The 24,973-nt window shown below is 71.8% G+C and carries 26 protein-coding genes; 10 read left to right on the plus strand and 16 right to left on the minus strand.

The genetic code is table 11. The annotated features are described in order from the left end of the window. Position 1: 1 nt before the first annotated feature. The gene (locus AB0I15_RS08150; protein ID WP_358091728.1) at positions 2-823 is read right to left on the minus strand and encodes a biotin--[acetyl-CoA-carboxylase] ligase; all 822 of its coding nucleotides are present in this window, start codon (positions 821-823) and stop codon (positions 2-4) included. A 143-nt stretch (positions 824-966) separates the two neighbouring features. Between AB0I15_RS08150 and fdhD the strand changes: the two genes are divergently transcribed. Together fdhD and AB0I15_RS08160 are read left to right on the plus strand one after the other, a co-directional pair. Next, positions 967-1,803, plus strand: a complete 837-nt coding sequence (gene fdhD / locus AB0I15_RS08155; RefSeq protein ID WP_358091730.1) for a formate dehydrogenase accessory sulfurtransferase FdhD — start codon at positions 967-969, stop codon at positions 1,801-1,803. Between the two features lie 91 nt (positions 1,804-1,894). Further along, complete coding sequence (locus AB0I15_RS08160) at positions 1,895-2,974, plus strand: epoxide hydrolase family protein (RefSeq protein WP_358091732.1); 1,080 nt, start codon at positions 1,895-1,897, stop codon at positions 2,972-2,974. Positions 2,975-2,979: 5 nt separating this feature from the next. On the opposite strand, the gene AB0I15_RS08165 is transcribed toward AB0I15_RS08160, so the two are convergent. From AB0I15_RS08165 to AB0I15_RS08175, 3 genes are all read right to left on the minus strand, one after another. Next, a complete protein-coding gene (locus tag AB0I15_RS08165; protein ID WP_358091734.1) occupies positions 2,980-5,601 on the minus strand; it encodes a phosphoenolpyruvate carboxylase in 2,622 nt (873 codons plus the stop codon). Between the two features lie 148 nt (positions 5,602-5,749). Next, the gene (locus AB0I15_RS08170; RefSeq protein ID WP_358091736.1) at positions 5,750-7,315 is read right to left on the minus strand and encodes a hypothetical protein; all 1,566 of its coding nucleotides are present in this window, start codon (positions 7,313-7,315) and stop codon (positions 5,750-5,752) included. After that, complete coding sequence (locus AB0I15_RS08175) at positions 7,312-8,091, minus strand: ABC transporter ATP-binding protein (protein ID WP_358091738.1); 780 nt, start codon at positions 8,089-8,091, stop codon at positions 7,312-7,314. Before AB0I15_RS08175 ends, AB0I15_RS08170 begins: the two co-directional genes overlap by 4 nt. Positions 8,092-8,127: 36 nt before the next feature. Between AB0I15_RS08175 and AB0I15_RS08180 the strand changes: the two genes are divergently transcribed. The 3 genes from AB0I15_RS08180 to AB0I15_RS08190 all read left to right on the plus strand — a co-directional run bounded on the left by AB0I15_RS08180 (position 8,128) and on the right by AB0I15_RS08190 (position 10,960). Further along, positions 8,128-9,714, plus strand: coding sequence for an acyl-CoA carboxylase subunit beta (locus tag AB0I15_RS08180; protein WP_358091740.1), 1,587 nt, complete (start codon positions 8,128-8,130; stop codon positions 9,712-9,714). Further along, entirely contained in the window at positions 9,711-9,911 is a 201-nt protein-coding gene (locus AB0I15_RS08185; protein WP_358091742.1) for an acyl-CoA carboxylase subunit epsilon, read from the plus strand. Before AB0I15_RS08180 ends, AB0I15_RS08185 begins: the two co-directional genes overlap by 4 nt. Positions 9,912-10,018: 107 nt before the next feature. Continuing rightward, positions 10,019-10,960, plus strand: a complete 942-nt coding sequence (locus AB0I15_RS08190) for an NYN domain-containing protein (protein WP_125632505.1) — start codon at positions 10,019-10,021, stop codon at positions 10,958-10,960. Here AB0I15_RS08190 and AB0I15_RS08195 read toward each other — a convergent pair. Then, on the minus strand, positions 10,918-11,922 hold the full coding sequence (locus AB0I15_RS08195; protein WP_358091744.1) for a DUF5937 family protein: 1,005 nt from the start codon (positions 11,920-11,922) through the stop codon (positions 10,918-10,920). The genes AB0I15_RS08190 and AB0I15_RS08195 overlap by 43 nt on opposite strands. Before the next feature lie 61 nt (positions 11,923-11,983). Here AB0I15_RS08195 and AB0I15_RS08200 point away from each other — a divergent pair, with 61 nt between their 5' ends. The 4 genes from AB0I15_RS08200 to AB0I15_RS08215 all read left to right on the plus strand — a co-directional run bounded on the left by AB0I15_RS08200 (position 11,984) and on the right by AB0I15_RS08215 (position 15,514). Beyond that, a complete protein-coding gene (locus AB0I15_RS08200) occupies positions 11,984-13,273 on the plus strand; it encodes an MFS transporter (RefSeq protein WP_358091746.1) in 1,290 nt (429 codons plus the stop codon). Between the two features lie 114 nt (positions 13,274-13,387). Then, positions 13,388-14,800: an AlkA N-terminal domain-containing protein gene (locus tag AB0I15_RS08205; RefSeq protein WP_358091748.1), complete on the plus strand. Its 1,413-nt coding sequence runs from the start codon at positions 13,388-13,390 to the stop codon at positions 14,798-14,800. After that, a complete protein-coding gene (locus tag AB0I15_RS08210) occupies positions 14,797-15,309 on the plus strand; it encodes a methylated-DNA--[protein]-cysteine S-methyltransferase (protein WP_358091750.1) in 513 nt (170 codons plus the stop codon). Before AB0I15_RS08205 ends, AB0I15_RS08210 begins: the two co-directional genes overlap by 4 nt. A 31-nt stretch (positions 15,310-15,340) precedes the next feature. Beyond that, positions 15,341-15,514 (plus strand): hypothetical protein, encoded by a 174-nt coding sequence (locus AB0I15_RS08215; protein ID WP_358091752.1) that lies wholly within the window; start codon positions 15,341-15,343, stop codon positions 15,512-15,514. A gap of 5 nt (positions 15,515-15,519) precedes the next feature. Here the strand turns inward: AB0I15_RS08215 and AB0I15_RS08220 are convergent, their stop codons facing one another. Next, positions 15,520-16,674: an MFS transporter gene (locus tag AB0I15_RS08220; protein ID WP_358091754.1), complete on the minus strand. Its 1,155-nt coding sequence runs from the start codon at positions 16,672-16,674 to the stop codon at positions 15,520-15,522. Positions 16,675-16,764: 90 nt separating this feature from the next. Between AB0I15_RS08220 and AB0I15_RS08225 the strand changes: the two genes are divergently transcribed. Further along, the gene (locus AB0I15_RS08225; RefSeq protein WP_358091756.1) at positions 16,765-17,196 is read left to right on the plus strand and encodes a MarR family transcriptional regulator; all 432 of its coding nucleotides are present in this window, start codon (positions 16,765-16,767) and stop codon (positions 17,194-17,196) included. 3 nt (positions 17,197-17,199) lie between these two features. On the opposite strand, the gene AB0I15_RS08230 is transcribed toward AB0I15_RS08225, so the two are convergent. The 10 genes from AB0I15_RS08230 to AB0I15_RS08275 all read right to left on the minus strand — a co-directional run bounded on the left by AB0I15_RS08230 (position 17,200) and on the right by AB0I15_RS08275 (position 24,971). Further along, positions 17,200-18,132: a hypothetical protein gene (locus AB0I15_RS08230; RefSeq protein ID WP_358091758.1), complete on the minus strand. Its 933-nt coding sequence runs from the start codon at positions 18,130-18,132 to the stop codon at positions 17,200-17,202. Next, positions 18,129-18,722 (minus strand): hypothetical protein, encoded by a 594-nt coding sequence (locus tag AB0I15_RS08235; protein ID WP_358091760.1) that lies wholly within the window; start codon positions 18,720-18,722, stop codon positions 18,129-18,131. The genes AB0I15_RS08230 and AB0I15_RS08235 overlap by 4 nt, the downstream gene beginning before the upstream one ends. Further along, positions 18,719-21,511 carry a BTAD domain-containing putative transcriptional regulator gene (locus AB0I15_RS08240; protein ID WP_358091762.1) on the minus strand — a complete coding sequence of 931 codons (2,793 nt, stop codon included), beginning with the start codon at positions 21,509-21,511 and terminating at the stop codon, positions 18,719-18,721. Before AB0I15_RS08240 ends, AB0I15_RS08235 begins: the two co-directional genes overlap by 4 nt. A 69-nt stretch (positions 21,512-21,580) precedes the next feature. Further along, entirely contained in the window at positions 21,581-21,997 is a 417-nt protein-coding gene (locus AB0I15_RS08245; RefSeq protein WP_358091764.1) for a pilus assembly protein TadG-related protein, read from the minus strand. Continuing rightward, positions 21,994-22,386 (minus strand): TadE family protein, encoded by a 393-nt coding sequence (locus AB0I15_RS08250; RefSeq protein ID WP_358091766.1) that lies wholly within the window; start codon positions 22,384-22,386, stop codon positions 21,994-21,996. Before AB0I15_RS08250 ends, AB0I15_RS08245 begins: the two co-directional genes overlap by 4 nt. Next, positions 22,383-22,814 carry a TadE family protein gene (locus AB0I15_RS08255; protein ID WP_358091768.1) on the minus strand — a complete coding sequence of 144 codons (432 nt, stop codon included), beginning with the start codon at positions 22,812-22,814 and terminating at the stop codon, positions 22,383-22,385. Before AB0I15_RS08255 ends, AB0I15_RS08250 begins: the two co-directional genes overlap by 4 nt. Then, positions 22,811-23,050: a hypothetical protein gene (locus AB0I15_RS08260; protein ID WP_358091770.1), complete on the minus strand. Its 240-nt coding sequence runs from the start codon at positions 23,048-23,050 to the stop codon at positions 22,811-22,813. Before AB0I15_RS08260 ends, AB0I15_RS08255 begins: the two co-directional genes overlap by 4 nt. Next, positions 23,047-23,970 (minus strand): type II secretion system protein, encoded by a 924-nt coding sequence (locus AB0I15_RS08265; RefSeq protein ID WP_358091772.1) that lies wholly within the window; start codon positions 23,968-23,970, stop codon positions 23,047-23,049. Before AB0I15_RS08265 ends, AB0I15_RS08260 begins: the two co-directional genes overlap by 4 nt. Next, entirely contained in the window at positions 23,963-24,130 is a 168-nt protein-coding gene (locus AB0I15_RS08270) for a hypothetical protein (RefSeq protein ID WP_358091774.1), read from the minus strand. The genes AB0I15_RS08265 and AB0I15_RS08270 overlap by 8 nt, the downstream gene beginning before the upstream one ends. Beyond that, complete coding sequence (locus AB0I15_RS08275) at positions 24,123-24,971, minus strand: type II secretion system F family protein (protein WP_358091776.1); 849 nt, start codon at positions 24,969-24,971, stop codon at positions 24,123-24,125. The genes AB0I15_RS08270 and AB0I15_RS08275 overlap by 8 nt, the downstream gene beginning before the upstream one ends. Positions 24,972-24,973 lie beyond the last annotated feature (2 nt).

The raw sequence follows: 24,973 nt of genomic DNA on the forward strand, positions 1-24,973 counted from the left end.
CCTAGTGCACAGCCCGTACGTGAACCACGTCGCCCGCGCTCAGCGTGTAGGTCTCGCCCGCGGCCTCCACCTGCAGATGCCCGAACCGGTCGATACCCGTCGCCTTCCCGGTCAGCGACTGCTGCCCCGGCAGCTCGACCCTGACCTGCCGGCCCACCGTGGCGTTCGCCGCGAGGTAGGCCGAGCGCAGCCCGGACGCCTCCTCGTCGCCCCGCACGGCCGTCCACTCGCGGTAGTGACTCTCTATCTCCCGCAGGACGGCCCGCAGCAGCGGATCGCGGTCGACGCAGGCCGCCTCCTCGATGCCCAGCGACGTGGCGGTCTCGACCGGCAACTCCTCCTGCCGGAGCGACACGTTGAGCCCCATGCCGATGACGACGGCGTCATCCGCCCGCTCGGCCAGCACGCCGGCCAGCTTGCGCTCGCCGATGAGCAGGTCGTTGGGCCACTTCAGGCGTACGTCCACCTCGGCCAGGCGGCGTACGGCCGAGGCGGCGGCGACGCCGTACAGGAGGGACAGCCAGCCCTGCGCGGTGACCGGCACGTCGGGCCGCAGCAGGATCGAGAACGTCAGCCCCGAGCGGGGCGGCGCCGACCAGGAGCGGCCCAGCCGGCCGCGGCCCGTCCGCTGCTCCTCCGCCACCAGCACCGTCCCCTCGGGAGCCCCGCCGCGGGCGGCTTCGGCCAGGTCGGCGTTGGTGGAGCCGGTGCTCTCCACGACCGTGATGCCGGTCCACAGCGAGCCGGGCCGGACGAGGGCGCGGTTGAGCGCCGCCTCGGACAGTGGCGGACGGTCAAGATCGGAATAGCGCGAGTTGGGCATCTCCCCATCTTCGCCGATGACCGGCCGGTCTTCGCTGGTGGCCGGCTCTGAGCACTCGTACGGGAGAGCGAAGATGGGGGAATGAGCAAGCGTCTGGACCCCAGGAACCGGGCTTCGTGGCGGCCGTTCGGCCGGCGGGCGCTGTGACCACGCGACCCGGGCCGACGACCCGCGTCCGGATCACCGAGATCACCGGCTCCACAGGCCGGGAGCGCCGCGACGACCTGGCCACCGAGGAGCCGCTGGAGATCCGCCTGACCGCCGCCGACGGCTCGCGCCGGACCGCGGCCATCACGATGCGCACGCCGGGACACGACTTCGAGCTGGCCGCCGGGTTCCTGCACGGCGAAGGGCTGGCGCGGGCGGGTGACATCGCCGCGATCGCCTACTGCACCGACGAGGACCTGCCGCCCGAGGCCCGCTACAACACGGTGACCGTACGCCTGCGCGGCCCGATCCCCGATCTGCCCGTCCTCGACCGGCACTTCCTCACCTCCAGCGCGTGCGGCGTCTGCGGCTCGGCCAGCCTGGAGGTGCTGCACGACCGCTGCACACCCCTGCTCCGGGGGCGGCTGGAGCTGACCCCCGAGACCCTCTACGCGCTCCCCGACGCGCTCCGGGCGGCACAGGGCGTGTTCGGCAAGACGGGCGGGCTGCACGCCGCCGGGCTGTTCGCGGCGGACGGCGGCCTGGTGGCGGCCCGGGAGGACGTGGGCCGGCACAACGCGGTGGACAAACTCGTCGGCTGGGCGGCGCTGACCGGGCGGCTGCCGCTGGCCGAGCACGTGCTCATGGTCAGTGGGCGGGCCAGCTACGAGATCATGCAGAAGGCGCTGGCGGCCGGGATCCCGGTCGTGTGCGCGGTGTCGGCCCCGTCGTCGCTGGCGGTCGAGCTGGCCAGGGAGTTCGGCATGACGCTGGTGGGCTTCCTGCGCGGCGAGCGGTGCAACGTCTATGCGGGAATCGAGCGCATCTCATGATCGAGCGCCGCGCATAGTGGAATAAAACGTTCCGTTCTGTTAGAGTTGGAACAGAACAAGCCGTTCCGCTCTCTCGTCCGAGGAGACCCCCATGAGCATCAAGCCCTTCCGCATCGAGATCTCGCCGTCCGACCTCGACGACCTCCAGGCCAGGCTCGCGCTGACCCGCTTCACCGACGAGATCTCCGGCGCCGACCAGGGCGTCGCCGTCGAGCGGGTCAAGCGTCTGGTCGCCCACTGGCGCGACGGGTTCGACTGGCGGGCGCAGGAGGCCAGGCTGAACGCGTACCCGCAGTTCACCACCGAGATCGACGGGCAGAACATCCACTTCATCCACGTACGCTCCGACAACCCCGACGCGCTCGCCCTGATCCTCACCCACGGCTGGCCGGGCTCGATCGCCGAATACCTCAACGCCATCGAGCCCCTGTCGCGCCACTTCCACCTCGTCATCCCGTCCCTGCCCGGCTACGGCTTCTCCGGCCCGACCCGCGAGCTGGGCTGGGACAACCTGCGCATCGCCAAGGCGTGGGCCGAGCTGATGGCCCGGCTCGGCTACGAGCGCTACGGCGCGGTCGGCAACGACGCCGGCTCGATGATCTCGCCCGAGGTCGGCAGGATCGACCCGGAGCACGTCGTGGGCGTGCACGTCACGCAGCTTTTCTCCTTCCCGTCCGGCGACCCGGCCGAGTTCGCCGGGCTGAGCGAGGAGGAGCAGGCGGGGCTGGCCGTGCTCGACTGGTTCTGGAAGGAGAAGGGCGCGTTCAACGTCCTGCAGTCGCAGCAGCCGCAGACGCTCGCCCACGCGATCGCCGACTCCCCCGCCGGCCTCGTGGGCTGGCTGGCCCAGCTCCTCGACGAAGACCTGGACGACGACTTCGTACTGACCCACGCCGCCATCTACTGGTTCACCGGGACGGCCGGCTCGGCGCTGCGCCTCTACTGGGAGAACGCCCGCGCCGAGCAGCCGAAGGAGCCCACGACCGTGCCGACGGCGCTGGCCATGGGCGAGGGCGACTTCGCCTCGATCCGCCGCTTCGCGGACCGCGACCACGCGAACATCGTCTCCTGGAAGACGCTCCCGACCCCGGCCCATGGCCACTACACCGCGCACACCGCCACGCAGGCGCTCACTTCCGACGTGATCGCCTTCTTCGACGGCCTGCGCTGAAACCGTCAGCCGGTGTTCTGCAGGCCGGCTGCCACCCCGTTGACCGACAGGAGCAGGAGCGTGGACAGACGGTCGCGCTCCTGCTCCGACGGGTTTCCGGTGCGCAGCGCGCGCAGGGCCCTGAGCTGGAGGTGCGACAGCGCGTCCACGTACGGATCGCGCAACTGCACGGCCCGCGAGAGCACCTTGCGGTTCTCCAGCAGCCTCGTGTGGCCCGTGACACGCAGCACCAGGTCGCGCGTCCTGTCGTACTCCTCCAGCACCTGCTCCGTGAAGTCCTCCCTGCCGCCCAGCGCCAGGTAGCGCCGGGCGATCGAGCGGTCGGTCTTGGCCAGCGACATCTCGGCGTTGTCCAGCATCACGTTGAACAGCGGCCACTCCGCGTACGCCGCCCGCAACTCGTCGAGCGACCCGACCGAGGCCAGGCCGGTGCCGAGGCCGTACCAGCCGGGCAGGTTGACCCGGGTCTGGGCCCAGGCGAACACCCACGGGATGGCCCGCAGGTCGTCGAGCGAGCGGGGGGCGCCCAGGCCGCGGCGCGCGGGGCGCGAGCCCAGGCGCAGGGTGCCGATCTCCTCCAGCGGGCTGACCAGGCCGAACCACTCAGGGAAGCCGGGAGCCTCGGTGAGCCCCCGGTAGGCCTGCTCCGAGGCCGTGGCCACCTGCTCGGCCAGGCCACGGAAGCGCTCGGCGGCCGTGGCGCCGCGGGCGGCGACCGTGGGCGAGGAGGCCAGCAGGACGGCGTTGGCCACCTGCTCCAGATGGCGGCGGGCGATCGCGATGTGACCGTAGCGGGCGAAGATGACCTCGCCCTGCTCGGTGACCTTGAAGCGGCCCGCGACCGAGCCGGGCGCCTGGGCCAGCACCGCGCGGTTGGCCGGGCCGCCGCCACGGCCGAGCGCGCCGCCGCGGCCGTGGAACATGCGCAGCCGTACGTCGTGCTCGGCGGCCCAGGCGGTCAGCTCCTCCTGCGCCTCGTAGAGGCGGAGCGTGGCGGCCGCGGGGCCGAGCTCCTTGGCCGAGTCGGAGTAGCCGAGCATGATCTCCATGCGCCGGCCGTTGTCCGCCAGCCGCCGCTGCACCTGCGCGATGTCGAGCATGCCGGTCAGCACGCGCGGGGAGTTGGCCAGGTCCTGGCCGGACTCGAACAGCGGCACCACGTCGAGCACGGGCGCGCGGTCGCCGAGCGCGTGGTGCGCCAGCTCGTGGACGGCCGCGATGTCGTCGGCGGAGCGGGTGAAGGACACGACGTAGCGGGAGCAGGCCGTGACGCCGAAGCGCTCCTGGATCCAGCCGATCACCCGGATCGTGGCCAGGACCTCCTCGGTGCGCTCCGACAGCTCGCCGCCTGTCCGCAGCTCCTCCAGGGCCGCCGCGTGCACCTGGGAGTGCTGGCGCACCTCCAGCTCGGCCAGGTGGAAGCCGAACGTCTCCACCTGCCAGATGAGGTGCTGCAGCTCCCCGTACGCCTGCCGCGGCGCCGAGGCGGCCAGCGACTCCTGCGCCAGCCGGAGGTCGGCCAGCAGCTCGGCGGGCGAGCGGTAGGCCAGGTCGAGGTCACGGCGGTGGGTGGCGGCGATGCGCGTGGCCACGAACAGCAGCCACTGCCGGTGCGGCTCGCGGGGCGAGCGGGTGGCCAGCTCGGAGACGACCTCGGGATGGGCGTCCACGGCCGCCGACAGCGCCGCCTTCAGCCCGGCCGAACCCGGCGCGAACTGGGCGGAGGCGGTGAGCGTGCGGGCGATGCGGGTGCAGGCCGTCTCGAGGGCGGTCAGCACGTGCTCGGACTGGATCTGGATGGTCTCGCGGGTGACCTTGGAGGTGACGTTGGGGTTGCCGTCGCGGTCGCCGCCGATCCAGCTCCCGTAGCGGATGAAGGGCCTGGCCTGCGGCGGGCGGGTGCCGGTGCCGTCGTCGAGAGCCGCGTCCAGCGACCGGTAGACCTGCGGCACCATGCGGAACAGCGTCTCGTCGAAGGCGGCCATGGCCGTGCGCACCTCGTCGAGCGGGTCGAGCTTGGTGGAGCGGAGCTGGGCCGTACGCCAGAGCAGGTCGATCTCCTCCAGCAGGCGCCGCTTGCTGTCGGCCCGTTCGGAGGCGCCGCGGCCCGGCGCGTTGTACTCGGTGAGCTGGCCGCTGATCCGCTGGATGGCGGTCACGACGGCGCGCCTGCGCGCCTCCGTGGGGTGCGCGGTGAGCACCGGGTGCAGCTCGAGGCCCTCGAGCAGCTCGGTGACCCGCTCATGGCCCAGCTCGTGTACGGCCTGGGCCAGCGACTCTCGCTGCACCCGGCCCTCGGCGTCCCGCTCCCGCAGCGTGCGGATGCGGTAGTGCTCCTCGGCCAGGTTGGCCAGGTGGAAGTAACAGGTGAACGCGCGGGCGACCTCCACTGCCCGTTCGATCTCCCATGCGGCGACCATTTCCGTGATCACATCGGCCGAGATCTCGCCCTTTCGTGCGGCGATGACGGCCTTGCGCAACCGTTCGACGTCGGCCAGCAGGTCTTCGCCACCCTGCTCGGCGAGCACCTGCCCGAGTAGCTTGCCGAGAAGGCGCACATCGTGGCGTAGCTCGTCCGGCATCTCGGTCACGGCGCTACTGCGACGCTCGAGCCCCTGGTCAATCATGTTTCGAAGGGTATCGACTCGCTTCTGGTGACCGAAGACCGGTCTCATCAATTGGACTAGACCACTGCGAGGGAGCTGCCGTCGCCTGGAGGAGCGGCGGCATCGAGGGCGTCCGAGCCGCCTCACGGGGTGAGGCCATCAACGCAGGTCAGGTGGGTTTTGAGACGGCCGCCAACAGCTCCGGCATTCTGGCGAAGCCGATCCTCGCGGCCAGGCGTCGGCCGAGGACTTCGGCCAGCAGGCCGTAGAAAGGGGCCGCCACGCTGACCCAGAAGAGCCCGAACAGCAGGGGTACGACGAACGGCAGCGTGAGCAGCGCGATGCCCGCCGTCGCGCCCATGGCCGAGGCGAACGCCTGCCCGCCCTGCCCGGGAGCGGCGCCGGTGAAGGCGTTCATCCGTTCGGGCACCGTGTACGGCAGCACCACGCTGGTCACCGAGCCCACGCCGAGCCCGAGCCCGAGCGCGCCCCAGCCGGTCAGCGCGGCCGGCAGGATCATCGCGGGATGCCCCGTGAACAGCCCGGTCGCGACGGCGATGGCGACGAGCAGCGGCAGGGCGATCAGCGCGTTGGCCAGGTGGCGCCCGGCCAGGTCGACGGCCAGGGCGCGCTCGGAGCCGAACGTCACGGCGTTCATCCAGAGCGAGCGTCCGTCGATGCCGAACGCGTTGCCCGACTGCAACGCGATCATCAGCGCTCCCACGCAGGTCAGCACGATGGGCACGCCGGGCCCCGCCCCGCCCTCGCTCGTGCTGCCCAGCGAGAACGACAGCACGACGGTGACCACGATGGCGCTGAACCAGCCCACCCGGAACCGGGGTTCGCGCCTGATGTACTTCAGCTCCTTCGTCACCACCGCCGCCAGCGGCCCGTCCGGCAGGAACCGGTCGATCAGCCCGCTCTCCCTGCGCACGGACGCGGCCTGGGTGGAGACGTCGGGGGTGACCAGGGCCCGGCTCAGCGCCTTGATCCACAGCCAGGCGAGCCCGATCACGAGCAGCGCCACGAAGACGATCTCGGCCAGCCCCACCAGGCCGCCGTCGGCGATGGCGTGCGCCATCATGCCGGGCGGGGTCCACCTGAGCACGGCGGCCATCTGGCGCAGCATGCCCGCCGGATCGCCGAACCCGGTGTTCATCAGCAGGTTCGGCAACTGCGCGAGCACCACCACGAGCAGCGCGGCCACGGCCAGCACGTCACGGCCGCGCCTGGTGCGCAGCGCGCTGGAGAGCGAGGTGGTGATCAGCCGGGACGTCACCACGCACAGCGCGAACTGCACCAGCACGGCCGGCACCCCGAGCAGCCACCCGCCGAGATTCGAGGCCAGCCCGACCAGGGCGCCGAAGGTGACGATCAGCATCGCCAGCGGCCAGACGCCGGTCACGGAGGCGGTGAACATGCCGACCGCCAGCCGGCGCGTACGCAGCGGGAACAGCGACAGCTTCGCCGGGTCGAGCGTGTCGTCCAGGCCGAACGCGAGCAGCGGCACGATCATCCAGGCGATGAGGAAGAACGAGAACGCCGTGATCACGAGCGAGGAGGCGATGTCGGCGGGCGCCAGCCGGAGCAGGCTCATGAGGAAGAAGCCGAGCGCGGCCAGGCCGGTGGCGATGACCAGGGTGAAGATGAACCCGAGGCGGCGCTGCAGGTCGCCGCGCAGGTTGCCGGCCAGCAGCCGCAGCTTGAGCTGCGCGAAGAGCGCGACCGTGCTCACTGCTGCTCCTCGGCCCGCTGCACGCCCAGCCAGGTCAGGCCCGCCTCACCGCCGTTGGGCGCGCGGCCGACGAGCTCGAGGAACGCCTGGTTGAGCGTCCGCCCGCCGCGTACGTCGTCGAGCGGGCCCTGCGCCACGATGTGGCCGGCGCTCATCACCGACACCCAGTCGCACAGCCGCTCGACCAGGTCCATCACGTGGCTGGAGAAGATGACGGTCGAGCCGGAGGCGGTGTAGCGCTGGAGCACCTCGGTGAGCGTGTTGGCGCTGACCGGGTCGACGCCCTCGAACGGCTCGTCGAGGAAGAGCACCGACGGGTTGTGCAGCAGTGCGGCGGCCAGGCCGATCTTCTTGCGCATGCCGGTGGAGTAGTCGACGACGAGCTTGTCGGCCGCGTCGGCCAGGTCCATCACGGCGAGCAGCTCTCCGGCGCGCTGCTCGACGTCGGGTTTGGGGATGCCGCGCAGCCGGCCGTTGTAGAGCAGCAGCTCACGGCCCGACAGCCGCTCGAACAGCCGCAGCCCCTCGGGCAGCACGCCGATGCGGGCCTTGACCTCCACCGGATCTCGCCAGACGTGGAAGCCGTCGACCTCGGCGGCGCCGCCGTCGGGCCGGAGTAACCCGGTGATCATGCTGAGTGTGGTGGTCTTGCCCGCCCCGTTCGGGCCGACCAGTCCGGCGAAACTGCCGGCGGGAACGACAAGATCGACCCCGGCGACCGCGATCTGCTGGCCGTAGCGCTTGAACAGGCCATGCGTGCGAACCGCATCCGTCATGGATCCACCTTAGGAGGAGGGACTAGCCTTGCGCGCATGAGCGCTGCCGAGGCCGTACCGGAGAGGCCGGACATTCACACCACCGCGGGGAAGATCGCCGACCTGGAGCGACGGCTCGACGAGGCCGTGCACGCGGGATCCACGACGGCGGTGGACAAGCAGCACGCCAGAGGCAAGATGACGGCCCGTGAGCGGGTGCTGGCGCTGCTGGACGAGGGCTCGTTCGTGGAGTTCGACGAGTTCGCCAGGCACCGGTCCTCGATGTTCGGGCTGGACAGGCGGCGGCCGTACGGCGACGGCGTCATCACCGGGCACGGCACGATCGACGGCCGGCAGGTGTGCGTGTTCTCGCAGGACGTGACGGTGTTCGGCGGCTCGCTCGGCGAGGTGTACGGCGAGAAGATCGTCAAGGTGCTCGACCTGGCGGTCAAGACCGGGTGCCCGATCATCGGCATCAACGAGGGCGGCGGCGCGCGCATCCAGGAGGGCGTGGTCGCGCTCGGCCTGTACGCGGAGATCTTCAAGCGCAACGTGCACGCCTCCGGCGTCATCCCGCAGATCTCGCTCATCATGGGCGCCGCGGCCGGCGGGCACGTCTACTCCCCCGCGCTGACCGACTTCGTGGTGATGGTGGACCAGACCTCGCAGATGTTCATCACGGGGCCCGACGTGATCAAGACGGTGACCGGCGAGGAGGTCACGTTCGAGGAGCTCGGCGGGGCCCGTGCGCACAACACGAAGTCGGGTGTGGCCCACTACCAGGCCACCGACGAGGACGACGCGCTCGAATACGTCAAGGCGCTGCTGTCCTACCTGCCGTCGAACAACCTCGACGAGGCCCCGCTCTACGAGGCCGCCACGGACCTGGAGCCCGATCCCGAGCTCGACGGGCTGATCCCCGATTCGGCGAACCAGCCGTACGACATGCACCAGGTGATCGAGCGCGTGCTGGACGACGGGGAGTTCCTGGAGGTCCACGCGCTGTTCGCGCCGAACATCGTGGTGGGGTACGGCCGGGTGGACGGCCAGCCGGTCGGTGTGGTGGCCAACCAGCCCATGCATTTCGCCGGATGTCTGGATATCAACGCATCAGAGAAGGCTGCCAGATTTATTCGAACATGTGATGCGTTCAATATTCCAATCCTGACTTTTGTTGATGTACCGGGATTCCTTCCTGGGACCGATCAGGAATGGAACGGAATCATCCGCCGGGGCGCCAAGCTCCTGTACGCCTACGCCGAGGCCACCGTCCCGCTGATCACGGTCATCACCCGCAAGGCCTACGGCGGCGCCTACGACGTCATGGGCTCCAAGCACCTCGGCGCCGACGTGAACCTGGCCTGGCCCACCGCGCAGATCGCGGTCATGGGCGCGCAGGGCGCGGTCAACATCCTCTACCGGCGCGAACTCGCCGCCGCGGGCGACCCGGAGGCCGAACGCGCCAGGCTCGTCACCGAGTACGAGGACACGCTGGCCAACCCGTACATCGCGGCCGAGCGCGGCTACGTGGACGCGGTGATCCGGCCGTCCGAAACCCGGTCCCAGGTCGTCAGGGCGCTACGGGCGCTACGGAACAAGCGGGCGACGCTCCCGCCCAAGAAGCATGGGAACATCCCGCTATGACGGCCCATCTGCGTATTGTCCGCGGCGACGCCACGCCCGAAGAGATCGCCGCCTTGGTGGCCGTGCTCGCCACGCGCCCCACCGCGCCGGAGTCGCCTCCTAGATCAAGAAGCCAAACATGGCGAAACCCGGCTAGAGGTATGCGTAAGCCTGTCGCCTCAGGGAAGTCGGCATGGCGGATGAGCGCTCTACCCTAGATAGATCCTGGGAATCGGGTGTCAAGTTCTCCGGGAGTTGGGACTATCTAGAGAAAGTAGGCGTATATAGTCAGCCGATCAACTAACACCGCGGCCTGGAGGACGACATGGCCATCCCAGACCTCATGCCGCATCCTGTGGCAGCCAAGTACGCCGTCCTAGTGGATGTCGGTTATCTGTACGCTGCGGCAGGTGAAGTGCTGCTCGGCGCGAAGGAGCGCAAGGAATATCGGGTGGCCGCCGATGAGCTCATCCAGAGTCTACAGAAACATGCAGAGGAACGTATTTCGGGCGAACTTCTGCGGATCTATTGGTACGACGCAGCCCGTGACCGCGTGCCTACGGTCGATCAGCGGGTCATCGCCCAGCTCCCGTGGGTCAAGGTGCGGCTTGGCAACCTGAACGCCCGTGGCCAGCAGAAGGGCGTGGATGCGCAGATCCGGAGTGATCTGGAGGCGCTGGCGAGGCATCATGCGGTCACTGACACGATCCTTCTGGCAGGCGACGAGGACATGGTCCCGGCGGTCGAGGCGGCGCAGGCGTACGGCGTCCGCATCCATCTGTGGGGCGTCGAACCTCCCTATGGCACCAACCAGGCCGAACGCCTGGTGTGGGAGTCCGACACCGTCGAAGTGATCTCCGCTGATTTCCTGAGGCCCTTTTTCAGCCGTGCTCCCCAGCCCGTACCGGTCACTCCGCCCGCCGCGGCCCCGTCGCCCGCCCAGGTCTTCGCCGGGCGCGCGCCCGTCAAACCGCACGCCAAACCCGGCCAGGTCGCCAAGCTCGGGCCGAGCCGCCCGCGCGTGGAGGACGTGGGCGAGCACGTGGCGCAGAAGTGGATCCTCACGCGTGGCCGCGACAACATCCGCGACCTGCTCCCCGGCCCCATCCTGCCGACCGTGATCGACACCGAGCTGCTGATCGAGGCGGAGAAGGAGCTCGGGCACTCGCTGCGGCCCTACCCGGAGGCGCGGGTGTGGCTGCGTGACGGGTTCTGGGCGCGGGTCTACCGGGAGTTCGACCTGGGGGTCGGGGTCTCGTCGAAGTAGCCCGTCAGGAGGGTCTCGGCCGTCGCCGTGCGGGCGTACAGGACGTACCGCCCCGTACGGTGGGCCGTGCACAGCCCCGCCCGGCGCAACGCCGTGAGGTGCTGGTTCACGCCCGGCTCCGACAGGCCGGCGCGCTGGGCCAGGTCGCGCGTGGAGGCCGGCTGGTCGAGCTCGGCGAGCAGGCGGGCGCGCGTGCGCCCGAGCACGGCCGCCAGCGCCTCGGGCGGGTCCAGTTCGCGGCGCTCCCAGAGCGTGGCGAGGCCGCGCGGCGGGTACCGCACGGTCGGCTGGTACGGCGGCGTCGTCACCGAGAACACCCGCGGCGAGGCGAACACGCACGGCACCAACAGCAGCCCGAGGCCGCGCAGCGAGCGGGTGCCCGAGGTGTACCGGTGCCGGAGGCTCAGCGTGCCGTCCCGCCAGGTGACGGCCTCGTCGAGATCCGCCAGCATGCGCTGGATGCCGCCCTCCGCCAGCAGCCGCGCCCGGTGGAGGATCTCCCCCTCCAGCAGCGACCTGAGCCTCGGCCAGTACGGCGCCATCGCCGCCCGCCAGTAGCCCGACACCTCGTCGGCCAGGCGCTCCAGGCCGCGCTCGGGGTCGTCGTAGAGCGCCTGGACCCGTTTCGTCCGTGGACCTGGAATCCCGTCCAGATCTGAGCGGACCCGTCCGGCCGCGCCCCGCATCGTGGCCAGCTCCAGCTCCAGGTCCGGCAGGGACGTGGCGGGTGGGGTGCAGGTGAAGCCCGCTATCGAGATCGTCGGCACGGGGACCAGGTCGGACAGCAGGCGCCACTCGGCGTCCTGGAGGCGGCGGCGGACGCGCTCGGCCCAGGGACGCAGCAGCGGGTGCGCGGCCGGGTCCTTGACCACGCGCACGCTGGCCACGACCTCGCCGAGCGGGGAGATCGCGAAGCGGGTGTTGGCGATGTCGTGGGCCGTGAACGTCAGGTCGAGCGTCATTGGATTCGCGTGTCACTTAATCGATGGCGGTTCTTGACGACATTTCAGCATCGTGGGCGTCATGTCGGCAACTTCGGTGGACGAGCCGCTCCTGCGGCTTCGCGCGTTTCGCAACCTGTACGTCGCCGGGGCGGTGAGCCAGCTCGGTTCGCAGATCAGCTACGTCGCGCTGCCCCTGCTCGCGGTGACCGCCCTCGGGGCCGGGGCCGGGGAGGTGGGGCTGCTGTCGGCGCTCGGGACGCTCACGGTGCTGCTGGTCGGGCTGCCCGCCGGAGCCTGGGTGGACCGGGTGCGGCGGCGGCCCGTGATGATCGCCTCGGATGTGCTGCGGGCCGCCGTGCTGCTGTCGGTGCCGGTGGCGTGGTGGGGCGGGTTCCTGTCGATGGGGCAGCTCTACGCGGTGGCGGTGCTGGTGGGGGCCGCTTCGCTGCTGTTCGACGTGGCTTCGCTCAGTCTGGTGCCGGGGCTGGTCGGGCGGGAACGGCTGACGTCGGCGAACTCGCTGCTCGTGAGCACGTGGGCGGGGATGGACGTGGCCGGGCGGAGCGTGGCCGGGGTGCTGGTGCAGGTGGCGGGGGCGCCGGTGGCCATCCTGCTGGACGCGCTCAGCTACCTGTGGTCGGCGGCCTGGCTGCGCGGCCTCCCCGAACCCTCCCCCACGACCGCTGCGGCGGGAATGCGTGAGCCTGGCGCGGCCGGGGTGCGGGAGCCGGTCGGGCGGCCCGCTGCGGCGGGGGTGCGGGAGCCGGTCGGGCGGCAGATCGGGGTCGGGGTGCGGTTCCTCTTCGGCAACGCGATCCTCGTCGCGGCCCTGGTGCAGGGCGCGATGGCCAATCTGGCGTTCCCGCTCTGCTCCGTCCTGTTGCCGGTGCTGATCGTCGAGCAGCTCGGGTATCCGGAGTGGGTGCTGGGGGCGTACCTCGCGGTCGGGGGGCTGGGCGTGCTGGCCGGGTCGTCGGCCGCCCACCTGATCGGCCGGCGGTTCGGCACGGGCCGGGGAGCCTGGCTCGTCAGCCTCGTGACCGCGCCCACCGCGCTCGTGATCCCGTTCCTGGACCGCGGCCCGTGGTTGTGGGCGGCCGCGGCGGCGTGGTTCGTGCTGACGTTCCGTACGGGGGTCAACAACGTGCTGCTCGTCAGCCTGCGGCAGCGGGTCACGCCGGACGACCTGCTGGGCCGGATGACGGCGACGATGCGGCTGCTGCTGATGGGCGCGCTCGGGCTGGGCGGGCTGCTCGCGGGCGGCCTGGGCGAGCTGTGGGGCGTGCGCGCCGCTCTGTGGCCGGGGGCCGTGATCATGGCGTTGAGCTGGGTGCCCTACCTCGCCTCGCCACTGCGTACGCACCGCTGAACGATCACGTCCGATTCCCGCCAACCGCCCACTCTGACCTGCTGACCTGCGCTTTGACGGTGGGGTCCGATTTCCGCCAGTCAGCACCTGCGGCGAACGCATAATGTCGGAGGCATGTCACCACTTGAGCTCGACTTCGACTCGTGCTACCGGGCCGTCTCCGCCAGGGACTCCCGGTTCGACGGTCGTTTCTACACGGCGGTGACGACGACACGGATCTACTGCCGTCCGATCTGCCCGGCCCGTACGCCGTCGTCCCGCAACGTGCGCTTCTACCGGCACGCGGCGTCGGCGGAGGCGGCCGGGTTCCGCCCGTGCAAGCGCTGCCGTCCCGAGCTGTCGCCGGGCGATCCCGGCTGGGACGTGCGCGGCGACCTCGTCGGCCGGGCGCTGCGGCTGATCGACGACGGGGCGGCCGACGAGCAGGGTGTGGCCGGGCTGGCCAAGCGGCTGCACATCACGGAGCGGCACCTGCACCGGCTGTTCGTGGCCGAGCTGGGCGTCGGGCCGCTGGCGGTCGCGCGGACGAAACGACTGCTGCTGGCCAAGCAGCTCCTGACGGAGACGGGGCTGCCGGTCACGGAGGTGGCGTTCGCGGCGGGGTTCGGGAGCGTGCGGCAGTTCAACGCGACGATGCGCGAGACGTACGGGTTCACGCCGAGCGAACTGCGCGCCACCGCGGGGCGCCGGGCGCCCGAGCCCGGGGCCGACGACGAGGCCGGGCCCGTGACGTTGCGGCTGCGGCTGCACCGGCGGGAGCCGTACGACGTGGACGGCGTCTTCGCGTTCCTCGCCTCCCGGGCGATTCCCGGCCTGGAGGTGGCGGACCGAACCTCGTACGCCAGAGCCGTACCCGGCGGGACGATCACGCTCACACCGAAGCCCGACCACATCGCGCTCGACGTGGCCGTGGACGACACGCGGCAACTCGCTCGCGTCGTGGCCCGCTGCCGCCGCCTGCTCGACCTGGACGCGGACCCGGAGGCCATCTCGGAGATCCTCGGCCAGACCTCGCTCGGCCCCCTCGTGGCGGCACGGCCGGGGTTGCGGGTGCCGGGGACGTTCGACGGGTTCGAGCTGGCCGTACGCGCGGTCGTGGGGCAGCAGATCTCGGTGGCGGGCGCGCGTACGCTGCTCGGCCGCATCGTCGCCAGGGCCGCCGCGCCCGGCGGTCTCTTCCCCACCCCCGCCCGGCTCCTGGAGAGCGACCTCACCGGGCTCGGCCTCACCAACCGCAGGATCGACACCCTCAAGGACCTGGCCGCCCGCCTGGCCGAGGGCCACCTCGACCTCGACGGCGGCCAGGATCCGGCGGAAGCGGTGGCGGGGCTGCTGGAGGTCCGCGGCATCGGTCCGTGGACGGCCGGCTACATCGCGCTGCGCGCGCTGCGCGACCCCGACGCCTGGCCCACGGGCGACCTCGTGCTCGACAAGCGCATGGCCGCCCTGGGCATCCCTCAAGACCACATCGAGCGGTGGCGCCCGTGGCGGGCGTACGCCGCCCTGCACCTCTGGAGTTCCTCATGATCGCAGCTCAGCTCGTACCGACCCCGATGGGCCCGCTCGCCCTGCTGTCGCGGGAAGGGGTGCTGGTCGCGGCCGGCTTCACGGCCGAGCCCAAGGAGATGTTCGTCCGGCTCACGGCAGACCTGCAGGCGGAGGGGTTGGAGGTCGTGGACGCCCACGGCCCCGCGACGGAGGCCGTCCGCGCGTACCTGGACGGCGACCTCGACGCCCTGGACGCCATCCCGGTCTCCCAGCCCGGCACCCCGACGCGCAAGCGGCTGCACTCGGCGTTGCGCGAGGTCAAGGCGGGGACGACGGTCTCGTACGCGGAACTGGCCGCAGCGGCCGGCCTGCCCAGAACGGCGGCCAGGGCGGCGGGGTCGGCCTGCGCCCAGAACCTGATCGCACCCTTCGTACCGTGCCATCGGGTGCTGCCGAGCGGCGGGGGGTATGGCGGGTATTACTACGGCGTACCGGTAAAAGAGTGGCTCCTCGCCCACGAATCCGGGCAAATGATCAACCCTAAGTAATATAGCGACTGCGTTCGGCAATGTTTTCGACATGCCGACGAAGGAACACGAGTACCTCATAGAACTCGTGCGCAACCGCCCATCCCTGGTCACGTCACTGCTGGCCGGGGTGGGCATTTCCATCCCCTCCTTCGACGAGGCGCAACTGGGCGACTGCGACGACGCGGCATACCGACGACCGCCGAGACACGGACCCGCATTCTGAAGGCCTCAGGCCGGCACCAGGCGGCGAGCCTGTACGCCCGCCGCCCCCGCCACCCCCAGCCCGACCAGCCCCAGCACCGCGGCCGTCCAGGCGGGGGCCGTGTAGCCGAGGCCGGCGTCGATGGTCAGGCCCGCGGCGAAGGAGCCGATCGCGTTGCCCAGGTTGAAGGCGCCGATGTTGGCGGCCGAGGCGAGGGTCGGGGCGCCGGTGGCGGCGTCCAGGACGCGGGTCTGCAGGGGCGGGACCGTTGCGAAGGCGGCCACCCCGAACAGGGTGATCATGATGATGAAGGCGGTCTGGTTCGCCGCCACCACGGCCACGCCCGCCGCGAGCGCCGTGAGCAGGGCCACCGAGCCGTAGATGCTGGGCATGACCGCCCGGTCCGCCAGTTTGCCGCCGATCAGGTTGCCCACCACCAGGCCCACCCCGAACACGGCCATCACCACCGGCACCGCCCCCGGCGAGAAGCCCCCCACGCCGGTCATGATGGGGGCGATGAACGTGATGACGGCGAAGACCGGGGCGAAGCCGAAGACGGTCATCGCCAGGGCCAGCCAGACGCCGGGCTTGCGGAACGTGGCCAACTCCCGCAGCACGCCGCCCCCGGCGGGCCGGGGCTGACGGGGGACGAGGGCCAGGACGCCCACGAAGCCGGCCACGCCGATGACCACCACGGCCCAGAACGTGGCCCGCCAGCCGAACGCCTGCCCGATCCACGTGCCCAAGGGCACCCCGAGCACGTTGGCCAGGGTCAGGCCGGTGAACATCAGCGCGATCGCACTGGCCCGCTTCTGGGGTGCCACCAGGTCGGCGGCCACCACCGAGCCGACGCCGAAGTACGCCCCGTGCGCGAAGGCCGACAGGAAGCGGCCGACCATGAGCACCCCGTACGAGGGCGCCAGCGCCGACAGCAGGTTGCCCGCGATGAACAGCACCATGAGCGACAACAGCACGGTCTTGCGCGAGAATCGCCCGCCGAGCATGGTCAGCGGCGGCCCTCCGACGGCGACGCCCAGCGCGTAACCGGAGACGAGCAGGCCCGCGGCCGGGATCGTGACAGCGAAGTCGGCGGCCAGTTCGGGCAGCAGCCCGTTGATGATGAACTCCGTGGTCCCGATGCCGAAGGCGCTGATCGCGAGGGCGAACAGGGCGAGAGGCATAGACTACTCCTCAGACGACGTTAGTAAGCGTAGACATTATTTGCACGCGCTGACTAACCGACCATACAACCATGCCGAGGAGGCTGTCACATGCCCATCGCCGATGACGCCGTCGAAGCGCGCGCCCAGGGCTGGCGCACCCTCGCGGCACTGCACGCGAAGATCGAGGACCGGCTGGAGAAGGCCCTGCAGAAGGAGCACGACCTGAGCGTGAGCGAATACACCGTGCTCGACGTGCTGGCCAGGCAGGACGGCTGGCACATGCGCATGCAGCAGCTCGCCAGGGCCGTGGTGCTCAGCCAGAGCGCGACCACCCGGCTGGTGACCCGGCTGGAGAACCGGGGGCTGCTGCGGCGCTACCTGTGCGAGGACGACAGGCGCGGCATCTACTCCGAGGTCACCCCGGCCGGGCGCGAGCTGCTGGAGCAGGCGAACCCGGTGCATGACGAGGTGCTGAAGGAGGTGCTGGCCGAGGCGGCGGAGCAGCCGGAGCTGGCCCCGCTCGCCGCGGTGATCACCTGACGGCTACGGCCGTACGTTGCTCTGGATCTCCCCTACCGCCACGTCCCGGGTGGTCACCGACTCCACGGGCGCGAACTGGAACGGGACCGCCTGGCCCTGCCCCTGGATGTCGACCGGCCACACGGTGGTGACGGTGAGCGTGTACTTCTCGCGCGGCCGGTCGATCGACGAGCGCAGGTAACGCACGCCGCAGGAGAACGTGCCGCCCTTGGTGTACGGCCTGCCCGCGGCCCCGCAGCCGGTCTCGGTGACCTCCGCCCGGTCGGACGTCGTACCAGGGTCGATCTTGATCTCTTCGAGGGTCGCGACCAGGGTCACGCTCATGACGCCGGGCAGCTCCGCCGTGACCGTGCGGCGTGGCTGGCCGAGGCCCTCCAGCCAGACCCAGGTGGGCAGGTTGACGTAACTCTTCGCGTCGGGGTTCAGCTTGACGGTGGGCTCGGGCACGGTCAGCGCGGCTCTGGCGATCTGCGCCAGTTGTTCGATCGTGATGCCGGAGGGCGGCGTGGTGCCGGTGGGGACGAAGACGAACTGTTCGAGGTTGGTCCAGCAGGCCACGCCGTTGGGGTCGGCCTCGTTCAGGCCGGGCAGCCACCAGCGCCCGTCCTTCCCGATCTTGTCCTTGAACTGCTGGATGAACGCCTGGTGGCTCTCCTCGTCGATGCGCGCCCGGTTGGCCGCGTCACGGCCCTCGCTGCGCTGGCGGAGCATCTCCTCCGGGGTGGGGCCGGGCTCGTACCAGCACGGGCGCGGGATGCGATAGCCGTCGCCCCTACCGCCCCTGACGTCGCCGGAGACGTTGATGTTGGTGTGTTTCCCCCGCCAGCCCACCGTGTTCCCGGACTCGATCTTCTCCTGAGTCGTCTCGCCTCCGGGACCGGGGGTGGGGTCCAGGAGCAGCGGTGCCATGAGCACGGCCGCCAGCCAAGATTTCATGGAGTGCATCTCTCTCTGGAGGTGACGTAGGTCCTGATGCGCCACACCCCGTCGTCGCCACGGCGAGCGGCCACGCTCTGGCCGTAGGGGGCGCGCAACCAGGCGGGCTGGGGGCTGATGGCCTTCCCGGTACGGGAGGAGACCATCCGGATCCCCGACTCGTCGACGCACGCGTCGATCTGGGCGCCCTTGCCCACCCGCGCGCTGACCCGCAGGTCGTAGAGCCGCCCGACCCCGCGCATCGACCACTGCTCATCGGCGAAGGCCGCCACCCAGTCGCTCGCCTGGACGGCCGCGTCGAGTTCGAGGCCCTGCTTGTAGACGCGCCGCCCCTCGACGACGGCCTTCCTGGTGCCGACGTACTGATCGACCAGGACCTTCAGCAGCGGATCCGGGTCCGCCGGCCACTCGATGCGCGCCCGCAGGCCCTCGGCCACCTCGACCGTCTCGGGCCCGGCGGCCACCTGCGTCTCTTCGGCGGGCGCCGCGCTGCTCCTCGCGGGCGGGGCCTCGCGGGGCACGTACGGCCGTTCGGCCGCGCCGCAGCCCGCCACGAGCAGCAGGCTCAGTGCGATCGCCGCAGGTCTCATGCCGACGACTCCCTCACCACATGAATGCGCCACGTGGGCAGCAGTTCCTCGATCAGCGCCTCGGTCTCGGGGGCCATGCCGCCGCCGTACGGGTGCGAGGCCGAACGGCGGGTCAGGCCCTCGACGACGGCCCGCAGGCGGACGGTGTCCTCCGTCGCGTGCGTGGCCCGCAGCAGGTCGCGCCAGAGACCCTCGTCGTCGGCCGCCAGCAGCAGCGCCGCGCGGACGGCGGCCACCGCGGCGTCCGGCTGCCCGTGGGCGAGCCTGATCTCGCAGAGCTGGTGGGCCGCGTCGGCCACCGCGGCGGCCACGTCGTACTCCAGGTCGTCGGCCGCCAGCCAGGAGTATCTGCCGGCCTGGCGGCCGGTCAGCAGCGGGCCCCTGACCAGGCCCAGCGCCTTCTCCAGCAGGACGGCCCGGACCGTCGGGTCGCCGTGCGAGCGGCGGACGAGCTCGCGGAAGAGCGCCCAGTCCGTACGCACGTCGGGCCCCAGCCGAAGCCGGCCCGCCTCGTCGGTGAGCAGGTGCTCGGGCCCCAGCCACTGCGCGACCCTGGCGATGGTGGCGTCCCTGACCATGTCCTGGACGCCGCGCGGCCACAGCACCCCGCCGAGCACCACGGGATGCACGCCGCCCGCGTGCGTGGCCAGGTAGACCAGCAGTTCGGTCGCCAGCGCCATCCGGCCCTCCTCCAGCGGGCCGAGGCCGGCGACCTCGATGGGGCCGAGCATCCTGATCTCGACCGCGGGCGGGTGCAGCCCCTCCAGCGCCTCGGGCTCGGGGACGGGCTCCCCGTCGAGGCGGCCGGCCGTACGGAAGAGGTCGATGAGGGCGCGGTAGTGGCGGCGCGGCAGGAGCTGGGCCTCCACCTCGAAGCCCAGCTCGGCCATCCTGGCCTTGCCGTCGTCGCCGATCTCCAGCGTCCAGGTGGCGTGCGGGACCTCGCCCGCCAGCACGTAGCCGGCGGTGTCGCGGCGGGCCAGCAGCGCCAGGCGGCGGGCCTCCTCGTGCGTGGGCGCGACCGAGGACAGCAGGTAGTGGGCGCGGCGCGGACCGCCGGCGATGCGCCCGGTCAGCACCTCCCCGCGCGGCGCGGCGTTCGCCTCCAGTTCGGGCAGCACCTCGGCCAGACTGCCGACCGCCTTGATCCGGTCGGGCGCGATCACGGTCAGCTCGTCGCCGAAGCCGACCAGGGTGACGCGCATGTGGTCGGACCAGCGGTTCGTGGCCAGCTCGACGGCGAGCGCGGCCAGGGCGGCCGTGGTCTGCGGCCCGCGGATGTTGATCAGGCCCTGCGCGGCCTCCAGGTCGATGAGCACCCGCCCGCCGTCGTCCGTGCCGATCGAGACCAGCCCCGGGTACGGCGCCCCACCCGCCTGCTCCTCCAGCAGCCGGCCCTCGTGGGCGGGCAGCCGCCAGATCTGGCCGCCGTCCTGGGCCGTCCACGGCGCGGGCGGGTCGTCGTCCGGCGGATGGATCCACAGGTCGAGCGTGCGCGGCGACAGATGGGCGCCGTACACGGTGGGCGGGGTGCGGCGCTGCGCGGCCAGCTCGGCGCCGAGCAGCCGCAGCCCGATGTCGAGGATGCGGGCGCCCGGGGCGTCGCCGCCCAGCCGGAGCGCCACCTCGGCCTGAGCCGCGTCGGCGCGGGGGCGGACGATCCGGCGGCCGGACACGCGCCGCCAGAGCTGCTCGCGCCGCCTTACGGCCAGCACGAACAGCAGCCCGGCGGCGGCCAGCGAGGCGGCGGCGAGGTAGTCGGTCAGGTCACCGTCGTGGCTCTCCAGGACGGCCGGGGGCCGATCAGCTCCGGCGCTGCCCTGCTGGTCCGCTCTGCCGCTGCCCTGCTGGTCCGCTCTGCCGCTGCCCTGCTGGTCGGGCTGGCGGTGCTTCGCCTCGGGCCGCTTCGCGGTCTTCTGGTCCTTCTCGTCCTTTCCATCCTGCTGGCCCTCGACCGCCCGGGAGTCCCGGTCCGCGTGCCGGTCCGTTGGGCGGTCCACGTGGGCGCGGCCGGGGTGTTCGCGTAGCGTCTGCTCGCGGGCCTGGTCGGTGGGGACGATGTGGACGTTCCTGGCGTCGTCCGGCATGTCGAGCACCCAGCCGGGCCTGATGAGGTCGGCCATGCGCAGGCGGGTGCCGTCGGGCTGCTCTTTCGCCTGATTAAGTCGGTAAATTTCGGGGTATCGGCGGCCGTCTCCCAGGCACTTCTCGGCGATCTCCCACAGGCTTTCGTGGTGGCGGCCGTGCGGGGGCTGCACCACGTACACCTTCTTGGTCTTGGGCGTCTCCAGCGTCTGCTCCACGATCGGCGCCGAGTACGCCACCGCCGTCACCGGCGGAGCGGCCGGCGTGGGCGCCAGCTTCGCCAGCGGCACCACCATCGCGCCCGCCGTGAACAGCAGCAGCACGGCCGAGACCAGTTTGTTGGCCAGGAACTGCGTGCCGCCCGAGAGCGGCACCCGGGCGGGCATGCCGACCCGGCGGACCCCGGCGTACACCTCGACCAGCACGCACACGAAGAGCTGGAACCAGGCCAGCCACACCAGCAGCACCAGGACGGCGATGATCGTGCTCGGGCCGACGGAGTCGGTCAGCACGTCGAGGTCGAGCAGCTCGGGCCTGAGCGGCGGCCCGACGAACATGAGCAGCGCGTACGGGACGCCGCCCACGAGCGCCACCAGCACGACCAGCGCCCCGATCCCGGCGAGCACGTCGGCGGCGCGCCGCCTGGCCGGGACACGCACGGGTACGTGACGTCCGTGAGAACGCGCGGGCTCTCGCGTCGGCATCGCCTCTCCCTTCTCCGGTCAAGCGTCGTGCCTCATGGGTCCCGCATCCATCGAGTGGCGGGATTCGGTCTATCTCGCTTCGGGCGCGGCGGTGGCCTCCCCGCGCATCTCGGAGCCGGGGAACCCGAGCGCGCTCAGGAAGAACGCCTCCCACCGCACCGACACCGTGACCGTCACCTGCGCCTGACCCTGGCCGACCGAGCACTGTCCGGCGCTCACGTCGTCACCGCCCTGGGCCGCGACGATCTCGTCGGCCCTGGCGCACACGCGGTCCTCGCCCAGCAGCCGCGTACGCCCCGTGGCGCGCAGGTGGTCGACGTCGAGCTGGTCGGCGCCGGCCCGCGCGGCCTGCTCGGCCACGTCGGCGGCGCGCAGCCGGGCGTTGATCGCCGAGCCGCCGTCCACCAGCAGCCCGGCCAGCAGGAACACGACCACGGAGAACAGCACGGTGAACACCGACATGGACCCCCGCTCGCCGGCCCTCATTCGACCCTCCTGAACTGCTCCAGCGGCACCACGGCGGTCCCCTTCAGCTCTTTGGTGCCGCCGAACCCCAGGAAGGCGAGGTCGAGCTCGCAGGTCACCTCGGCCTGGACCTGGCCGCCCTGCTCCCACGCGGACCCGTCCAGGGAGACCGCCGAGGACTGGCAGCGGCCCTCGAGCAGGCCCGTGCCGATGGCCTCGGCGGCGGCCTCCGCGTCGTCGAGCGAGCGCTGCACCGACGCGGCGCGGGCGGCGTCGCGGGCGGCCCCGTTGACCCGTCCCTGCGACTCGACCAGCACCCCGGCGCCGACCAGGAACATGAGGAACAGCAGGAAGACCGGCGCCAGCATGACCGTCTCGACCGCCATCGACCCCCGCTCCCCTGGCTTCATTCGCAGTCCTCGCCGCCGTTGTCGGGGCGGAAGCACTCGACGGGGCCGCCCGCGGTGGCCGTGATCGTGAACGCGAGGTCGGGCAGCAGCGGGATCACCTGGACGGCGCTTCCGGTCACCGTGACGAACCGCTCGTCGGGCTCCTTCTCCGACGTCGTGGCGGTGGCGCTGCCGAGCAGCCGGGGCCCGATCGCCCGGACGATGTCGGTGGCCTTCGTGGTGGCCGCCCCCTCCCAGTCGCCCGAGTCGAACGGCGCCGCCCTGGCCACGCGGGCGCCCTCCCTGGCCGCCGCCTCGGCGACCTGCCGGGCGTGGAACCAGAACGCGACCTGCACGATGAGCAGCGCGGTCGCCAGGATGACCGGCATGAGCATGGCCAGCTCGATCACCGTCACGCCGCGCTCGTCCCGCCGCGGCCGGGCTCTCACGGAGTGCCACCACCACCGCCGTCGCCGCCACCGCCCCCGAACGTCTGCTCCAGCGACCCCTGCTGGTTCTCGACCAGGGTCTTGATCAGGGTGGCCAGGCCGAGCGCGACCCCGGCGATGATGGCGGTGATGATCACCCATTCGACGGCGGAGGCGCCCCGGGTGGGCGCGGTGCGGGCGCGGTGGACACGATCGCCCAGGTACGCGGTGAGATAGCTGATCCAGGGATGGTTCATGAGACCCCCAACATCTTCATGGCGGCGGGATAGCTGAGAAAGATCACGAAGCCCGCGCAGAGCAGGAGCTGGGCCACGAGCATCGACTGCGATCGCTCGCCCGCGCGGCCCTCGATCTCGGCCAGCTCACGGCGGCGCAGCGTGGCGGCCCTGGCCGTGAGCGAGGCTCGTACTTTGGCGCCGTCGTCGGCCACGAGGCCGAGGGCGGCGGACAGGTCACGCAGCTCGTCGACGTTGATCTCCTCGCCGAGCTGGCCGAGCGCCTGCCACGGGGTGATGCCGACGATCCGGGCGCCGCGCAGCGCGTCCCGGATGCGGCCCATCGCCCAGTTCGGCTGTTCGCCGCTGACCGAGACGGCCATCATCAGCGCCTCGGGGACGCCGCGGCCGCCGGCCAGGTTCATGGACACGAGATCGAGGAAGGCCCCGACGACGTGGCGGAAGTCGCGCCGCTTGGCCGCCGCGTCCTTCTTGACCTGCAGGTCGGGCAGGAAGAAGAACACGATCGCCACAAGGATGGCGGCCCAGAACGGGATGGCCAGGGAGGTGCCCCACTCCATGAGCGCCAGCCAGCCCAGCAGCAGCGGGAAGACCAGCAGACCGCTGGCGGCCAGCAGCACCTTGGTGGCCAGGAACGCCTCGAACGAGCGCCCGAGCAGGGCCAGGTCCGACTTGGCCGACCTGACCTCCCAGCCGCGGGCGCCGTAGAGCCGGGCCAGCCGTACGCCGAGGCCGCGCCGGAACGCGCTGACCTCCTCGTCGGGCAGCACGAGCCGGATGCGGGGGGCGCCGGCGTCCTCGCGGACGGCGTCGAGGGCGAGCAGCCGCGCCACCAGCCCGGGGCGGGCCGGGAAGAGCGCCCTCAGCAGCACGAACAGGCCGAGCCCGAGCGCCACACCGGCCAGCGCGCCTTCAACCACGGCCGCCACCCCCTCCGGCGAGCACCTGCGCGTCCGCGCTCATGCCGCATCCGCCCGCGCGCACCAGCGCGTCCGCGCTCATTCCGCGTCCTCCCGCGCGCACCAGCGCTTCGGCATTCATGCCGCGTCCGCCGGCGTGTGCCGGTGTGTCCTCAGCCATGGCCGTCTCCGCCCATCAGCAGCCGGGTGGGCTTGTCGAATCTGGCCAGCCGTCGCATCCACGCGAAGCCCGCCCCGAACAGCCCGGCCACGACCGCGAGAACGGCCTGGCCGAGGGGCCCCTTGTATTCGGCGACGTATCCCGGGTTGAACAGCACGAGGAGCCCGGCGAACACGAGCGCCGTGATCACCACGATCTGGACGCTGCGCCGGGTCGCGCGGCGCTCGGCCTCGACCCGGCGGCGCATGTCCAGCTCCTCGCGGGCCGAGACGGCCAGCGCGCCCAGCACGTCGCGCAGGCCGGGGCCGCGCAGCTTGGAGTTGAGGATGAGCGCGGCGACCACGAGGTCGGCCGAGGGGTCGTCGAGCTCGTCGGCGAAGCGGGCGAGCGCGTCCGGCAGCGCCATCCTGGTGTGCAGCCGGTCGACCAGGGCCCGCAGGTGCGGCCGCAGCATGGGCGCGGCGGCCCTGATCGACGACGGGATGGCCTGTTCGAGCCCGGCGGCGCCGGCGATCGTGTCGCGCAGCGACTCCGTCCAGGCGGCCAGCCCTTCGAGGCGGCGCATGGCGGCACGCTCCTCGGCGGCGCCGCCCGCCAGGCCGCGCCAGGCGAACACGAGCAGCACGGTGCCCACGGCCATGACCGGCCACTGGGTGATGACCAGCACCAGGGTGGCGGCCACGGCGGCCACCGCCCCGCGGGTGGTCAGCGTCTTGGCCAGATGGCGCTTGGGTTTGGACGGGCGGGGGCGCAGGCCGTAAAGGGACAGGACGAACAGGAACAGGCCGCCGCCCGCCACCGCCCCGGCCAGCAGGGCGAGCGGGTCCAGGGTGATCGGCATCG

Source organism: Nonomuraea sp. NPDC050643 (assembly GCF_040654715.1).
Taxonomy (GTDB): Bacteria; Actinomycetota; Actinomycetes; order Streptosporangiales; family Streptosporangiaceae; genus Nonomuraea.

What these genes read in the sequence shown, in the direction of transcription:
- AB0I15_RS08185 (WP_358091742.1), top strand. Translation starts at nt 9,711, where the DNA reads ATGACGGCCCATCTGCGTATTGTCCGCGGCGACGCCACGCCCGAAGAG.
- AB0I15_RS08215 (WP_358091752.1), top strand. Translation starts at nt 15,341, where the DNA reads ATGCCGACGAAGGAACACGAGTACCTCATAGAACTCGTGCGCAACCGC.
- AB0I15_RS08230 (WP_358091758.1), bottom strand. Translation starts at nt 18,132, where the DNA reads ATGAAATCTTGGCTGGCGGCCGTGCTCATGGCACCGCTGCTCCTGGAC.
- AB0I15_RS08175 (WP_358091738.1), bottom strand. Translation starts at nt 8,091, where the DNA reads ATGACGGATGCGGTTCGCACGCATGGCCTGTTCAAGCGCTACGGCCAG.
- AB0I15_RS08165 (WP_358091734.1), bottom strand. Translation starts at nt 5,601, where the DNA reads ATGATTGACCAGGGGCTCGAGCGTCGCAGTAGCGCCGTGACCGAGATG.
- AB0I15_RS08235 (WP_358091760.1), bottom strand. Translation starts at nt 18,722, where the DNA reads ATGAGACCTGCGGCGATCGCACTGAGCCTGCTGCTCGTGGCGGGCTGC.
- AB0I15_RS08190 (WP_125632505.1), top strand. Translation starts at nt 10,019, where the DNA reads ATGGCCATCCCAGACCTCATGCCGCATCCTGTGGCAGCCAAGTACGCC.
- AB0I15_RS08220 (WP_358091754.1), bottom strand. Translation starts at nt 16,674, where the DNA reads ATGCCTCTCGCCCTGTTCGCCCTCGCGATCAGCGCCTTCGGCATCGGG.
- AB0I15_RS08275 (WP_358091776.1), bottom strand. Translation starts at nt 24,971, where the DNA reads ATGCCGATCACCCTGGACCCGCTCGCCCTGCTGGCCGGGGCGGTGGCG.
- AB0I15_RS08205 (WP_358091748.1), top strand. Translation starts at nt 13,388, where the DNA reads ATGTCACCACTTGAGCTCGACTTCGACTCGTGCTACCGGGCCGTCTCC.
- AB0I15_RS08240 (WP_358091762.1), bottom strand. Translation starts at nt 21,511, where the DNA reads ATGCCGACGCGAGAGCCCGCGCGTTCTCACGGACGTCACGTACCCGTG.
- AB0I15_RS08245 (WP_358091764.1), bottom strand. Translation starts at nt 21,997, where the DNA reads ATGAGGGCCGGCGAGCGGGGGTCCATGTCGGTGTTCACCGTGCTGTTC.
- AB0I15_RS08250 (WP_358091766.1), bottom strand. Translation starts at nt 22,386, where the DNA reads ATGAAGCCAGGGGAGCGGGGGTCGATGGCGGTCGAGACGGTCATGCTG.
- AB0I15_RS08210 (WP_358091750.1), top strand. Translation starts at nt 14,797, where the DNA reads ATGATCGCAGCTCAGCTCGTACCGACCCCGATGGGCCCGCTCGCCCTG.
- AB0I15_RS08200 (WP_358091746.1), top strand. Translation starts at nt 11,984, where the DNA reads ATGTCGGCAACTTCGGTGGACGAGCCGCTCCTGCGGCTTCGCGCGTTT.
- AB0I15_RS08160 (WP_358091732.1), top strand. Translation starts at nt 1,895, where the DNA reads ATGAGCATCAAGCCCTTCCGCATCGAGATCTCGCCGTCCGACCTCGAC.
- AB0I15_RS08150 (WP_358091728.1), bottom strand. Translation starts at nt 823, where the DNA reads ATGCCCAACTCGCGCTATTCCGATCTTGACCGTCCGCCACTGTCCGAG.
- AB0I15_RS08180 (WP_358091740.1), top strand. Translation starts at nt 8,128, where the DNA reads ATGAGCGCTGCCGAGGCCGTACCGGAGAGGCCGGACATTCACACCACC.
- AB0I15_RS08260 (WP_358091770.1), bottom strand. Translation starts at nt 23,050, where the DNA reads ATGAACCATCCCTGGATCAGCTATCTCACCGCGTACCTGGGCGATCGT.
- AB0I15_RS08270 (WP_358091774.1), bottom strand. Translation starts at nt 24,130, where the DNA reads ATGGCTGAGGACACACCGGCACACGCCGGCGGACGCGGCATGAATGCC.
- AB0I15_RS08195 (WP_358091744.1), bottom strand. Translation starts at nt 11,922, where the DNA reads ATGACGCTCGACCTGACGTTCACGGCCCACGACATCGCCAACACCCGC.
- AB0I15_RS08225 (WP_358091756.1), top strand. Translation starts at nt 16,765, where the DNA reads ATGCCCATCGCCGATGACGCCGTCGAAGCGCGCGCCCAGGGCTGGCGC.